Genomic DNA, 13,474 nt, shown 5'->3' with positions numbered 1-13,474 from the left:
AAGACGCCGTCTGTTTACCGGATCATTTTCCCGATGTCATCAATCGCGCAACAGCTCGTTGATGCCGGTCTTGGAGCGGGTCTTTTCATCGACGCGCTTGACGATGACGGCGCAGTAGAGATGCGGCGCCGGCTGGCCGTTCGCCATCGTCGCATTGCCCGACGGCATCGAGCCGGCGACGACAACGGAATAGGGCGGCACTTCGCCGTAGCTCACCTCACCGGTGGCGCGGTCGACGATCTTGGTCGACTTGCCGATGAAGACGCCCATGCCGAGCACCGAGCCTTCGCGGATGATGCAGCCTTCGACCACTTCCGAACGGGCGCCGATGAAGCAATTGTCTTCGATGATCGTCGGGCCGGCCTGCATCGGCTCCAGCACGCCGCCGATGCCGACGCCGCCGGACAGATGCACGTGCTTGCCGATCTGCGCGCAGGAGCCGACCGTCGCCCAGGTATCGACCATCGTGCCTTCGCCGACATAGGCGCCGAGATTGACGAAGGAGGGCATCAGGATGGCGTTCGGGGCGATATAGGCCGAGCGGCGCACGACGCAGTTCGGCACGGCGCGGAAGCCGGCGGCGCGGAAATGGTTCTCGCCCCAGTTCTCGAATTTCGAAGGCACTTTGTCCCACCAGGTGGAATTGCCCGAGCCGCCCTTGACCACATCCATGTCGTTGAGGCGGAAGGACAGGAGCACGGCCTTTTTCAGCCACTGATTGACCGTCCATGCGCCGTCGGCGCCACGCGTCGCGACACGGACCTTGCCGGCATCGAGCAGGTCGAGCGCTGCTTCGACGGCATCGCGGACCTCGCCCTTCGTCGACGTGTTCACATTGTCGCGATTGTCGAAGGCGGCTTCGATGGTCTTTTCGAGGGATGCGAGGTCGGTGGCGCTCATGGGAATTCCTTAAACTTCGATCTTTATCGTGGAGACGGCGCAGTCTCCGGAATTGCGGTTGGCGGGATTGTGTCCTGCTCTACAGCATGCGCCCGTAGAATGGAATGATTTTTCGGGCAGGATCAATCTGGTTTCAAGGCGTTATAGCGACATATCCGGCACTACGACCGGCAGGACTGAAAGGCATTTCGACATGGCGAAGGGACGAAACGGCGGATCGCGGCGCAAGGACGGCGTATGGGACCCGCTGAAGAGCAGCTCGACCGACAGGCAGCGCGCCGAAGCCGTGCCGAAGACGCCGCAGACGATGTCGCCCGCTTACCGCCTTGCCTATGTCGACGAGGACTTCCTCTGCCGCGAGGAGTTGCGGCCGATCCGCCTGCAGCTGGAACTGCTGAAGACGGAGATGATGCTGACGGAACGCGGCATCCGCTCCACAGTCGTCATGTTCGGCGGCGCCCGCATTCCCGCCCCCGGCCAGAGCGCCTGGGCGGCGCGCAACGATATCCAGCGCGCCAATCTGGAGGCGGCTTCCGTCTATTATGACGAGGCGCGCAAATTCGCCCGGCTCTGCTCGAAATATTCGGCGACCCTCGGGTTCCAGGAATATGTCATCGTCACCGGCGGCGGTCCGGGCGTCATGGAAGCGGGCAATCGCGGCGCGGCCGACGAGGGCGCACCCTCGATCGGCCTCAACATAGTGCTGCCGCACGAGCAGGCGCCGAACGCCTATGTGACGCCGGAGCTCAGCTTCAACTTCCACTATTTCGCCATTCGCAAGATGCATTTCATGGTGCGCGCCAAGGCGATCGCCGTCTTTCCCGGCGGCTTCGGAACGCTCGACGAATTCTTCGAATGCCTGACGCTGATCCAGACCGGCCGCATGGAGCGGCTGCCGCTGATCCTTTTCGGCGAGGCCTTCTGGCGCAGCATCGTCAATTTCGATGCCCTGGCCGAATTCGGCACGATCGCGCCTGATGACGTCAAGCTGATCAGCTTCGTCGACACGGCCGAGGCCGCGTGGAAGATCATCCAGGATTTCTATGAGCATCGCGAATAGCGTCTCGGTCGTGAGACGCGTCTCTTTCCCCGCCGGGCGGGGAAAGAGCGGGGGCAATGGTTCGCCCAGCTTTACTGAAGCGGCCTTACAGCAGCGGCCGGTCCGGCATGTCGTCGATCGAGATGACGCCGTCCTTGTTGCGGTCCATCCGCGCAAACAGCTTGTCGAAGGCGGCGACCGCTTCCTGTTTGGAGATCTGGCCGTTCTGGTCGGTATCGATCCGATGCATCATCAACGAGGCGCGCATGATGTTGCCGCCATGGCGCATCCAGCGGTGCCCGTCACGACCATCGTGCCCGTCGCGGGGCGGCCGTCCCTGGTCGTCATTGTCCGGCGTCGCGGCGGCGCTATCCCCCTTGTTTTCGCCGGCCTCCTGGTTGCGCTGATCTCGCATCGCCTGCATCTCGGTCTTCTGGTATGCGCGGATTTCACCGGGCGTCAGCGAGCCGTCATTATTGGTGTCGATCGCAGCGAAAACCTTGTCGAGGCCGGCCGTCGCCTCTTCCTTGGTGACCTTTCCGTCCTTGTTCGTGTCGAACTGCTTGAGCATCCTGACATAGGTGATTTCGCGGAAGGCGGCAGATCCTGGACCGTGTGGACCGTGCATGCCGGCGTGCTGACGCGGCCCGTCACCGGGTGCGGCATAGCCCGCTCCGGCGGCTGCGCCGAAGATGAGGGTGGAGGAAAGCGCTGCCAGTATCAGCTTGTTGCGGTACATCGTATTTGCCTTTCGTGAGGTGTCCCCTCACGAAGAAAGCTACGGCAGCAGGGCGGAAAGCCCCAGTTAAACATCGGTAAGCTGAATGAAACTTTGGTAATCCGTCAGCCGCCGAGGCCGGTGACCTTATTGAGAAAGGCGGCGAGGTCGTCGGTGACGAAATCGATATGATCCTCTTCGCCGCTGGTCTTTTCCCACCATTCGACGAGCGTCTCTTCCAGATTGCGCGGCACCAGCAGCACGGTCTGCATGCCGAGCGCCTTCGGCACCGTCAGATTGCGCGGCAGATCCTCGAACATCGCCGCCTTGCTCGTTTCGACGCGTTTTAACGCCGTGAACTTGTCGTAGGTCGCCTGCGCCGGCTTCGGCACGTAGTCGGCGGCGACGATGTCGAAGATGTCGTCGAAATGCTCGAGAATGCCGAGCGCCTCCGCCGTCATTTCCGCATGTTTGACGCTGCCATTGGTGAAGATGAACTTGCGCCCCGGCAGCGCCTTGATCGCCTGGCCGAGTTCCGGCTGCGGCGTCAGCGCCGAATAGTCGATCGCATGCGCCTTTTCCAGAAAGTCGTTCGGGTCGATGCCGTGATGGATCATCAGCCCCTGCAGCGTCGTGCCGTGTTCGAGGTAATATTGCTTCTGCAGCTTACGCGCCTCTTCCCGCTCCATCTGTAAGAGCGCGGCGACATAGGCAGTCATGTTCTTGTCGATCTGCGCGAAGAGATTGACATGATGCGGATAGAGCGTGTTGTCGAGGTCGAAGACCCAGTCGGTAACGTGCGCGAAATCGGCTTTATCTGGTGTGCGGTCGATCTTTGTCATGGCGGACTTATGGCATGGCTGCGACCGCAAGGAAATCGACAAGAAAAAATAGACGCCCGATTTTCGGCGGACGTCGCGGGCGCGGGATGCTAGAAACGGCTATGCTTTTCGAACGTCCCGACGATGATACGCTCTATGACGCCTTGATCGCGCGCAGTGCCGATTATGAGGGCCAGGCCTATGTCTGCGTCAAGACGACAGGCATCTTCTGCCGTCTGACGTGCCCGGCGCGCAAGCCGAAGCGGGAAAATACCCTGTTCTTCGAGACGATCGCCGCCTGCATGCATTCCGGCTTCCGCCCCTGCCGGCGCTGCCGGCCGCTGCAGCAGCCGGGCCGGGAGCCGATCGTCGACGCGCTGCTTGCCGCGCTTGATGGCGAGCCGGGGGTTCGCTGGACGGAAGACGAGCTTGTGCGCCGTGGCCATGATCCCTCGACGGTGCGCCGCGCCTTCAAGCGGGCGCTCGGCATGACCTTTCATGATATCGTCCGCTACATCAGGCTCGGGCAAGCCGCCCGGCAGCTGGCCGATGGCGCGCGGGTCATCGATGCGCAAATCGACGCCGGATACGAGTCTCCGAGCGGCTTTCGCTCGGCCTTCCAGCGGCTCGTCGGCAAGGCGCCGGCGCTGTCGCAGAACCGCGAACTGCTCTTTGCCGACTGGTTCGACACCCCGCTCGGACCGATGATCGCGGTTGCCGACAAGACCCATCTGCATCTTCTCGAATTTCACGATCGCAAGGCGTTGCCGGCCGAGCTCGAAGGATTGCAGAAGCGCGTCCGCTCCTCGGTCGCGATCGGCCGCACCCCTGTCATCGATCAGGTCGAGGCGGAAATCCGGGATTATTTCGAGGGGCGGCTCACTGTTTTCACGACGCCGTTGGCGCTCGGCGGCACAGCCTTCGAAAAACATGTCTGGGCAAAGCTGATGGAGATCCCTGTCGGCAAGACGCGCGCCTATGGCGATCTTGCAAGGGAGATGCACAGGCCGGAGGTGGTGCGTGCCGTCGGCCGCGCCAATGGCGCCAACCAGCTTGCGATCATCGTGCCCTGCCACCGCATTCTCGGCGCGGACGGTTCGCTCACAGGTTACGGCGGCGGCCTCTGGCGCAAACAATGGCTGCTGCGCCACGAAGAGAAGATCAGCATGCAAGCGAAGATGGAGGAGACAGCATGAACCAGACCGAGAAGGCCAAGGCATTTGGTGCGCTGCACCAGAAGGGCAACCCGATCGTGCTTTACAATATCTGGGATGCCGGCACCGCGAAGGCGGTGGCGGAAGCCGGCGCCAAGGCGCTGGCGACGGGAAGCTGGTCGGTCGCCGCGGCCCACGGTTTTGCCGATGGCGAGAAGCTGCCGATGTCGGTGCTTGTGGAGACGGCGAAATCCATCACCGATTTCGTCGACCTGCCGCTTTCTGTCGATTTCGAAGGCGCCTATTCGGCGGAGCCCGCGGGGGCGGCCGCCAATGTCGCCAGGCTGGTGGAGGTCGGCGCCGTCGGCATCAATTTCGAGGATCGGGTCGTTGCCGGCGAGGGGCTTTATCCCGCCGAGAGCCAGGCGGCCCGCATCCGCGCCATTCGCGCGATGGCCGATGCCAAGGACATCCCTTTCTTCATCAACGCCCGCACCGACCTTTTCCTGGCCGAAAGCGATCTTGCCAAACATGCCGGCCTGGTGGACGAGGCGATCGAGCGGGGCAGGGCCTATGCGGCGGCCGGCGGCAACGGCTTTTTCGTGCCCGGCCTGATCGATCCCGGTTTGATCGAAAAGATCTGCGCGGCATCGTCGCAGCCGGTCAATGTCATGATGCGGACCGGCGCCCCCGATGTGAAAACCCTGGCAAGGCTCGGTGTTGGCCGCATCAGCTATGGGCCGGGGCCTTACCGGTCGATGATGGAAAAGCTGAAACAGGAGGCGGCGGCGATTTATAGCCTGCGCTGAGATGTTGACGGGCCGCATCCGCAGGATAGGCTGCGGCCCGCAATAACGTAGTCTTCCGCTCAGGAACGGAAGCGCAGATTGCGCCGCGTCAGCTGAGCGACCGAGGTGCAGCCCATCAGCTTCATGTCGCGTTCGATCTCGGTGCGCATCGTCTCCAGCGCCCGTTCGACGCCGGGCTGTCCGGCAGCGGCAAGCGGGAAGAGATAGTAGCGGCCGAGCCCGACGGCCTTTGCCCCCAGCGACAGCGCTTTCAGCACATGTGTTCCCCGCTGCACACCGCCATCCATCATCACGTCGATCCGGTCGCCGACGGCATCGACGATCTCGGCCAACTGGTCGAAAGCGCTGCGCGAACCGTCGAGCTGGCGGCCGCCATGGTTGGACAGCACGATGCCGGTGCAGCCGATCTCGACCGCGCGCTTGGCGTCTTCGACCGACATGATGCCCTTCAGGCAGAATTGCCCGCCCCAGGCCTGCACCATGTCAGCCACGTCGTTCCACGACATCGAGGGGTCGAGCATTTCGGTGAAGTAGCGGCTGATCGACAGCGCCCCACCATCCATCTTGACGTGGTTTTCGAGCTGCGGCAGCCGGAAGCGCTCATGCGTCAGCCAGTCGATCGCCCAGGACGGCTTGATCGCGAACTGGGTCATGCCGGCGAGGTTGAGCTTGAAGGGAATGGCAAAACCGGTGCGCTTGTCGCGCTCGCGGTTGCCGCCGGTGATGCTGTCGACCGTCAGCATCATCGCCTGCACGCCGGCAGTTTTCGCCCGCGCCATCATCTCGTGATTGAGGCCGCGATCCTTGTGGAAATAGAACTGGTAGACCTGCGGCCCGGCACTGAGCTGTCTGGCTTCCTCCAGGCTGATCGTGCCGAGCGAGGAGACGCCGAACATCGTGCCGTGTTTGGCCGCCGCCGCCGCCACCGCCCGCTCCCCCTGGTGGTGAAACAGCCGCTGCAGCGCCGTCGGCGAGCAATAGACCGGCATTGCCAGCTTCTGCCCCATGACCGTCACCGACATGTCGACCTCGGCCACCCCTCTGAGAACATCGGGCACCAGATCGCAGGCCTCGAAAGCCGCGGTATTGCGCCGATAGGTCACCTCGTCATCGGCAGCGCCGTCGATATAATCGAAGATCGGCCCGGGAAGCCGCCGCTTGGCCATGCGCCGGAAGTCGTGGAAATTATAGCAGTCTGTAAGGCGCATCTGTTTGCTCGACCCGTTGGTTTTCGGGCCGCAACCTAAAACACGATTCGAAATCTTGCCAAGGCTAGATCGGGCGATTTGCGGCCTGTCCGATAGGATTGTCGCTGTTTGGGCGGTTTTTGCGCGGGACGGCGCTCAGGCGATGGCGATCAACCTCCACCCCCTGCTTCAGTGAGGCATTCTCCAACGCACCTCATCCTGAGGCGCGTAGCCCGCAGGGCGAAGCCTCGAAGGACATGCCGCAGCGCTGCTCCTTGCATCCATCCCCTGCTGGCGCAGGTTCGCGTCGACCACTCTCGATCAGGGAACGATCAGCGTTCCGATGCCGTGCTCGGTGAAGATTTCCAGCAGGACGGAATGGGCGGTCTTGCCGTTCAGGATGACGACGCCCTGGACGCCGGCCTTGATCGCGTCGATGCAGGTCTCGACCTTGGGGATCATGCCGCCCGAGATCGTGCCGTCGGCGATCAGCGCATGGGCTTCGGCGACGGAAAGCTCCTTGATCAGCTGGCCGTTCTTGTCGAGCACGCCGGCCACATCGGTCAGGAACAGCAGCCGGGTGGCGTTCAGCGCCCCGGCTATGGCGCCGGCGAAAGTATCGGCGTTGATATTGTAGGTCGCCCCGTCACGGCCGGGCGCGACCGGGGCGATCACCGGGATCATCTCGGAGCGGGCGAGCAGATCGAGCAGCGTGCGGTCGACCTCGACCACCTCGCCGACGAAGCCGAGATCGAGCACCCGCTCGATGTTGGAATCCGGGTCCTTGACGGTCTTGCGCGCCTTTTCGGCGAAGACCATGTTGCCGTCCTTGCCGCACAGGCCGATCGCCCATTCGCCGGTCTGGTTGATCAGCGCGACGATTTCCTTGTTGATCGAGCCGGCGAGCACCATCTCGACGATCTCGACCGTCTTCTGGTCGGTAACGCGCAGCCCGCCCTCGAATTTCGATTCGATGCCCATCTTGTTCAGCATGGCGCCGATCTGCGGGCCGCCGCCATGAACGACGATCGGGTTGACGCCCGATTGCTTCAACAGCGCGATGTCGCTGGCAAAGGCCTTGCCGAGCTCGGGATTGCCCATGGCGTGGCCGCCATATTTCACGACGATCGTCTTGTTCTCGTAACGCTGCATGAAGGGCAGCGCCTTGGCCAGAAGCCGTGCCTGCAGTTCGCTTTCGGACTCGTTCATGGGGACCCCGCGGAATTGTTCGCGGCCTTTTATCGCAAGTTTCCGACAGAGGGAACAATCCAGAGGGCAATAGTTTTTCGTATCTGGCGCGGAGCCGATGGTTTTTAGCGTCCGGCGCACCCAAGCACGATATGAGGAACGGCATGCAAGGCGATGAGATTGCAGACCTGATCGGCCGCGTCGCGCTCGGCGACCGCAGGGCCTTTGTTGCGCTTTACAATCAGACCGGACCGAAACTTTTTGCCATCTGCCTGCGTATCTTGAAGGATCGCACGGAAGCCGAAGAAGCCCTGCAGGAAGTCTATATCAGCATCTGGCAAAGGGCCGGAAGCTTCCAGGCAGCCACGGGTTCGTCCTCGGCATGGCTTTCGGCGATTGCCCGCAACCGGTCGATCGATACGCTGAGGACGCGCAAGCCTGTCGCCGACGAATTGGACAGCGCCTACGATCTTGCCGACGCCGCACCCGACCCGGAAATGCAGACGGTGACGAAGGATGAAGGAAGGCGGATTGACACCTGCATGGAAGAGTTGGAAGCTGATCGTGCGGTCGCGGTGAAACGGGCTTATGTCGAAGGGCTGAGCTATCAGGAACTGGCCGATCAGTTTGGTGTCCCGCTGAACACGATGCGGACCTGGCTCAGGCGCAGCCTGTTGAAACTGAGAGAGTGCATGGAACGATGACATCGCCCGACAAAAGCAAGGGAGACCGCTCCCGCGACGAGGTTCTCGCCGGCGAATATGTGCTTGGCGTCCTGTCGCAGCAGGACCGGCGGGTGGTGGAAGAGCGCATGCGCCACGATCGGCCCTTTGCCGCGATCGTCAGCCGCTGGGAAACCAACCTTTCCGCCTTCAATGACGAGTATGAAACCGCCGCTCCAAACCGGGAAACCTTCAAGCGGATCGAGGCGCGGCTGTTCGGGGATGCTGAAAAACCCGCATCCTTTTCGCAAGGGCTCTGGAATTCGGCGGTTTTCTGGCGCTCGCTGAGCTTTGCCTGCATCGTCGTCGCCGTCAGCGCCGTCATCTTCGCCTCCGGCGTGGTGCCTGAGCCGCAGGGGCCGACACCGCTTGTCGCCTCTCTTTCCGGCCAGAACAGCGCCATCAATCTTCTTGCCTCCTACGAGCTGCAGAGCGGCCGGCTGAAGATCGTGCCGGTCGCAGCCGGCAAGCCGGAGGAAAAGTCGCTGGAACTCTGGCTGGTGCCGGGCAGCGGCCTGCCGAAATCGCTCGGCGTCTTCCAGCCGGGCGAGAGCGGCGAACTCGTCATTCCCGCCGATCTGCGCGGCCATCTCGCCGATGGCGCAACACTTGCCGTCAGCCTCGAACCCTTCGGCGGCTCGCCGACCGGCCAGGCGACCGGTCCGGTGATCGCAAGCGGCGCTTTACGCCGGCCGTGATTGGGCGCGGGCCGTAATCGGCGCCGCGTAATATCATTTTCTCCCGCCTGAAACTCTTTGGCGCGAACCTCCGTAGTTCGAATGTCCGGACGACGCTCAGGCATAAGGCCCGCGGATGGTGTCCGGTGAGGAGAAAATCATGATCAAGTCCCTATTGCGCGGCTTCGCGCTCGCCACCGCCCTGTCCGCCGTCGCCTTTGCCGCCGCCAAGAACCCGGAAGTCGGCGGTGCGGCGATGTTCGCCACCAAGAACATCATCGAAAACGCCGTGAATTCCAAGGATCACACGACGCTGGTGGCAGCCGTCAAGGCAGCCGGCCTGGTCGGCACGCTCGAGGGCAAAGGCCCCTTCACCGTCTTTGCGCCGACCAACGAAGCCTTCGCCGCCCTGCCGAAGGGCACCGTGGAGACGCTGCTTAAGCCGGAAAACAAGGCGACGCTGACCAAGGTTCTGACCTGCCATGTGGTTGCCGCCGATGCGATGGCCAAGACCGTTGCCAAGATGATCAAGGATGACGGCGGCGAGCACGACATCAAGACCGTCGGCGGCTGCGTGCTGAAAGCCAGGGAAAGCATGGGCAAGATTACGCTGACCGACGAAAACGGCGGCGTCTCCCATGTCACGATCGCCGACGTCAAACAGTCGAACGGCGTCATCCACGTCGTCGACAAGGTGCTGCTGCCGAAGATGTAGACCTCAGCGTATCGGCGGAAGCAGGCTCGTTCATCACCGTCCCGGTTGGAGCTGATGGCTGCCCCTCACCCTAACCCTCTCCCCGTAAAAAACGGGGAGAGGGGACGTGCCATGCGGGACGTTGCGAGGAACCGAGAGGCTGCGAAGTGTCCCCTTCGCCCCGCGAGCGGGGAGAAGGTGCCGGCAGGCGGATGAGGGGCAGGCGGCGATCTCTACTTCCAGTTTGCGACGCCGACGGTTTCGCCGATCGCCTGGCGCAGATCGTCCAGCCCGTCGCCCTTTTCCGATGAGGTGGACAGCACGCCGGGATAGGCGGCCGGGCGCTTGCGGATCTTGTCCGCGGTCTCGGCAAGCAGCTTCGGCACGGCGGGCGCCTTGATCTTGTCGGTCTTGGTCAGCACGATCTGATAGGAGACGGCCGCCTTGTCGAGCAGATCAAGCACGTCATCGTCGTTTTTCTTGATGCCGTGGCGGCTGTCAATCAGCACATAGACGCGCTTTAGCGTCGCGCGGCCGCGCAGATAATCGAAAACCAGCTTGGTCCACTTGTCGACCATCTCCTTCGGCGCCTGCGCATAGCCATAGCCCGGCATGTCGACGATCGCCATTGGCGGCATGTCGCCGCTTTCGCCGGAAAAACCGTCCGGAACGAAATAATTGAGCTCCTGGGTGCGCCCCGGCGTGTTCGACGTGCGCGCCAGCCCCTTCTGGCCGACCAGCGCATTGATCAGCGACGATTTGCCGACATTGGAACGGCCGGCGAAGGCCACCTCAAGCGGCCCTTCCGGCGGCAGGAAGTTGAGCGACGGGACGCCCCGGATGAAGATCCATGGGTGGCCGAAGAGCGGCTTTTCGGTTTCGGGCATGCGGGCTCGGCAATCCTAGGGTTCTGTCTCTTAACCGGGCTTCGTGGTTTTGCGGACGGATGTCAAGCTTTGAGGTGGTCTGCGCTTCGCGCCTCGGTCCGCTCGGAAATGAAAAGCCCCGCCGGAGCGGGGCTTGAGAGCATCATTTCGACGGCGCCGGTTTTCGCCGGAACAAGCCCTTCAGATTGTCGAAAAGTTCGACCTTGACGCCTTGGCGCTTCATGATCACCGACTGCTGCGCGACCGAGAGCGTGTTGTTCCAGGCCCAGTAGATGACGAGGCCGGCCGGGAAGCTTGCCAGCATGAACATGAACACCAGCGGCATCCAGTTGAAGATCATCGCCTGCGTCGGATCGGGCGGCGTCGGGTTCATGCGCATCTGCAGGAACATGGTGACGCCCATGATCAGCGGCCAGACGCCTAGATGCAGAATGGTCGGCGCTTCGAAGGGCAGCAGGCCGAACAGATTGACGATCGTCGTCGGATCGGGCGCCGAAAGGTCCTTGATCCAGCCGAAGAACGGCGCGTGCCGCATTTCGATGGTGATGTAGATCACCTTGTAGAGCGAGAAGAAGATCGGGATCTGCAGCGCCACCGGCCAGCAGCCGGCGATCGGGTTGATCTTCTCTTCCTTGTAGAGCTGCATCGTCGCCTGCTGCAGCCCCATGCGGTCGTCGGCGAATTTCGCCTTTAGCTCCTCCATCTTCGGCTGCATGCGCTTCATGTTCGCCATCGACGCATATTGCTTGCTGGCGAGCGGGAAGAACAACGCCTTGACGACGATGGTGGTGCACAGGATCGCCACGCCGAAATTGCCGAAGAAGCGATAGAAGAAGTCCATCAGCTTAAACATCGGCTTGGTGATGAAATAGAACCAGCCCCAGTCGATCAGCCGGTCGAACTTCGGAATCGAATAGCTGGCCTCGTAGCCGTCGATCACAGGCACTTCCTTGGCGCCGGCGAAGACGAGGTTCTTGAGCTCGATCGATTGGCCCGGCGCAACGGTGAAGGCATCGTCCTTGTAGTCGGCCTGATAGCGCGGCTGACCATCGGCAAAATGCGAAAAGCGCGCTTCATAGGCTGACGTCTGCGGCGGAACGATCGTCGCGGCCCAGTATTTGTCGGTGATGCCAAGCCAGCCGCCGGTCGATTTCGGCGGCATGACGGCTTCCTTCTCGGCGGCGGTATATTTGGTTTCGACGAGGCCGTCGTCGCCGATGACGCCGATGAAGCCTTCATGCAGGACGTAGACCGAGGGCGTCGTCGGCTTGTTGTAACGCGTGACACGGCCGTAGGAGGAGAGCGATACGGGAGCCTGGCCGGTATTTTCGACCTTGTCGGCGACGGTGAACATGTAGCGTTCGTCGACGGAAATCGTCCGGGTGAACGTCAGGCCCTTGTCATTGGTATAGGAAAGCGTCACCGGCGTCTTGTCGGTGAGCTTGGCGCCTTCCGGCGCCGTCCAGAGCGTCGAAGCGCCGGGAACGCTGCCCGTCGCGTCGCTGCCGATATAGCCGAGCTCGGTGAAGTAGCCGTCCTTGGTTTCCGCCGGGCTGAACAGGGTGATGGTCGGGCTCGAGTCGTCGACGGTCTCGTGATAGCCCTTGAGCTTCAGGTCGTCGAGCCGGGCGCCGGCAAGGTTGATCGAGCCGGAAAGCGCAGGGGTATCGATGACGACGCGCGGGTTCTTGGCGAGCGCCTGTTCGAGTGTCGCCGTGGCGACGGCCTGACCCGAGGGCGCCGTGCCGCTGGTCGGAGCCGGCGTCGCGCCATCGGCTGCGGGCTGCTGCACCTGTTCGGTCTTCTGCTGCGCCTTCTGGGCTTCCTGCGCCTTGCGCTGGGCCTCGATGCGCGGATTCATATAGAGAAACTGCCAGCCGAGGACGATCAGCACCGAGAGAGCGATCGCAATGAAGTAATTGCGGTTTTTTTCCATCATACGTTCCTGGGGCGTCCATCTCCGGAGCGCCGGGGTTTCGGCCTGGTTTCCACGCGAAATTTCAGTTCCGCGGCCAATTCTTTGAAGGACGCCTCAAGCACGTCCCTGCGCGCGACAACCACATAGTCGTGTCCGGGCTGCATTGCAAACCCCGCATGAAGCCGCACCGCCTCTTTCAGGCGGCGGCGCATACGGTTGCGTTCGACTGCGTTGCCATGTTTTTTGGTGACTGTGAAACCGACGCGGGCTTGGCTGTCGGGTTCCTTCCGGTCGAGGACTTCGAGAAGGAAGAGGCCGCCGCGGCGTTTTTCGCCTTCGCGTACGGCAAGAAACTGCGGGCGGCTTTTCAGCCGCCCGACAGTGTGTTTTTTTTCATTGGTCGTCAATTCGCCCGCCATCTCTACTCGGGCAACCCGGCCTTAAGCCGAAAGACGCTTGCGGCCCTGCGCGCGGCGGCCGGCGATGACCTTGCGGCCACCCTTCGTGGACATGCGCGCACGGAAGCCGTGGCGACGCTTGCGAACAAGCTTGGATGGTTGGTAGGTACGCTTCATTTATTTAAACACCGCGGAGTGCGGCCCTTCTTGAATTTGCATAATGCAAGGAGCGTTGTTTTTCGAACGGGCGGGCCATGAAAGGCCTGAATGACCGGACGTGCGGCGGCTTATACGGACGAAGCCGGTGAAAGTCAATTATACGCGATAATTTCACTTTGCGCGGCCGGCTCGACAAGTATTTT

At 62.3% G+C, this 13,474-nt stretch carries 15 protein-coding genes; 6 read left to right on the top strand and 9 right to left on the bottom strand.

Features of this window, described 5'->3' with window-relative positions; genetic code table 11:
• Positions 1–39: 39 nt before the first annotated feature.
• Positions 40–900, bottom strand: coding sequence for a 2,3,4,5-tetrahydropyridine-2,6-dicarboxylate N-succinyltransferase (gene dapD, locus AF337_RS01060; protein ID WP_049730667.1), 861 nt, complete (start codon positions 898–900; stop codon positions 40–42).
• A 193-nt stretch (positions 901–1,093) separates the two neighbouring features.
• On the opposite strand from dapD, the gene AF337_RS01055 reads away from it, so the two are divergent.
• Positions 1,094–1,960, top strand: coding sequence for an LOG family protein (locus tag AF337_RS01055; RefSeq protein WP_049730666.1), 867 nt, complete (start codon positions 1,094–1,096; stop codon positions 1,958–1,960).
• An 85-nt stretch (positions 1,961–2,045) separates the two neighbouring features.
• On the opposite strand, the gene AF337_RS01050 is transcribed toward AF337_RS01055, so the two are convergent.
• Positions 2,046–2,678: an EF-hand domain-containing protein gene (locus tag AF337_RS01050; RefSeq protein ID WP_049730665.1), complete on the bottom strand. Its 633-nt coding sequence runs from the start codon at positions 2,676–2,678 to the stop codon at positions 2,046–2,048.
• A 104-nt stretch (positions 2,679–2,782) separates the two neighbouring features.
• On the bottom strand, positions 2,783–3,499 hold the full coding sequence (locus AF337_RS01045; RefSeq protein ID WP_049730664.1) for a pyrimidine 5'-nucleotidase: 717 nt from the start codon (positions 3,497–3,499) through the stop codon (positions 2,783–2,785).
• A gap of 101 nt (positions 3,500–3,600) precedes the next feature.
• Between AF337_RS01045 and AF337_RS01040 the strand changes: the two genes are divergently transcribed.
• A complete protein-coding gene (locus tag AF337_RS01040) occupies positions 3,601–4,674 on the top strand; it encodes a bifunctional transcriptional activator/DNA repair enzyme AdaA (protein ID WP_049730663.1) in 1,074 nt (357 codons plus the stop codon).
• The gene (locus AF337_RS01035) at positions 4,671–5,441 is read left to right on the top strand and encodes an isocitrate lyase/PEP mutase family protein (RefSeq protein ID WP_049730662.1); all 771 of its coding nucleotides are present in this window, start codon (positions 4,671–4,673) and stop codon (positions 5,439–5,441) included. Before AF337_RS01040 ends, AF337_RS01035 begins: the two co-directional genes overlap by 4 nt.
• A 59-nt stretch (positions 5,442–5,500) precedes the next feature.
• Here the strand turns inward: AF337_RS01035 and AF337_RS01030 are convergent, their stop codons facing one another.
• Both AF337_RS01030 and argB read right to left on the bottom strand, forming a co-directional pair.
• Positions 5,501–6,649: an alpha-hydroxy acid oxidase gene (locus AF337_RS01030; protein ID WP_049730661.1), complete on the bottom strand. Its 1,149-nt coding sequence runs from the start codon at positions 6,647–6,649 to the stop codon at positions 5,501–5,503.
• A 300-nt stretch (positions 6,650–6,949) separates the two neighbouring features.
• Positions 6,950–7,837: an acetylglutamate kinase gene (gene argB / locus AF337_RS01025; protein ID WP_003570750.1), complete on the bottom strand. Its 888-nt coding sequence runs from the start codon at positions 7,835–7,837 to the stop codon at positions 6,950–6,952.
• 143 nt (positions 7,838–7,980) lie between these two features.
• On the opposite strand from argB, the gene AF337_RS01020 reads away from it, so the two are divergent.
• From AF337_RS01020 to AF337_RS01010, 3 genes are all read left to right on the top strand, one after another.
• Entirely contained in the window at positions 7,981–8,520 is a 540-nt protein-coding gene (locus AF337_RS01020) for a sigma-70 family RNA polymerase sigma factor (protein WP_049730660.1), read from the top strand.
• The gene (locus AF337_RS01015) at positions 8,517–9,236 is read left to right on the top strand and encodes an anti-sigma factor (protein ID WP_049730659.1); all 720 of its coding nucleotides are present in this window, start codon (positions 8,517–8,519) and stop codon (positions 9,234–9,236) included. Before AF337_RS01020 ends, AF337_RS01015 begins: the two co-directional genes overlap by 4 nt.
• 139 nt (positions 9,237–9,375) lie before the next feature.
• Positions 9,376–9,930, top strand: coding sequence for a fasciclin domain-containing protein (locus AF337_RS01010; protein ID WP_049730658.1), 555 nt, complete (start codon positions 9,376–9,378; stop codon positions 9,928–9,930).
• A gap of 212 nt (positions 9,931–10,142) precedes the next feature.
• Here the strand turns inward: AF337_RS01010 and yihA are convergent, their stop codons facing one another.
• From yihA to rpmH, 4 genes are all read right to left on the bottom strand, one after another.
• On the bottom strand, positions 10,143–10,796 hold the full coding sequence (yihA, locus tag AF337_RS01005; RefSeq protein ID WP_049730657.1) for a ribosome biogenesis GTP-binding protein YihA/YsxC: 654 nt from the start codon (positions 10,794–10,796) through the stop codon (positions 10,143–10,145).
• Between the two features lie 142 nt (positions 10,797–10,938).
• Positions 10,939–12,732: a membrane protein insertase YidC gene (yidC, locus tag AF337_RS01000; RefSeq protein WP_049730656.1), complete on the bottom strand. Its 1,794-nt coding sequence runs from the start codon at positions 12,730–12,732 to the stop codon at positions 10,939–10,941.
• Positions 12,732–13,133, bottom strand: coding sequence for a ribonuclease P protein component (gene rnpA, locus AF337_RS00995; RefSeq protein WP_049730655.1), 402 nt, complete (start codon positions 13,131–13,133; stop codon positions 12,732–12,734). Before rnpA ends, yidC begins: the two co-directional genes overlap by 1 nt.
• Before the next feature lie 21 nt (positions 13,134–13,154).
• Positions 13,155–13,289: a 50S ribosomal protein L34 gene (gene rpmH, locus AF337_RS00990; protein WP_003570740.1), complete on the bottom strand. Its 135-nt coding sequence runs from the start codon at positions 13,287–13,289 to the stop codon at positions 13,155–13,157.
• Positions 13,290–13,474 lie beyond the last annotated feature (185 nt).

Origin of the sequence: Rhizobium ecuadorense (genome assembly GCF_001187535.1) — a bacterium.
GTDB lineage: Bacteria > Pseudomonadota > Alphaproteobacteria > Rhizobiales > Rhizobiaceae > Rhizobium > Rhizobium ecuadorense.
The sequence above is the reverse complement of the archived record's forward strand: the minus strand, read 5'-3'. Positions and strand labels throughout refer to the sequence as shown.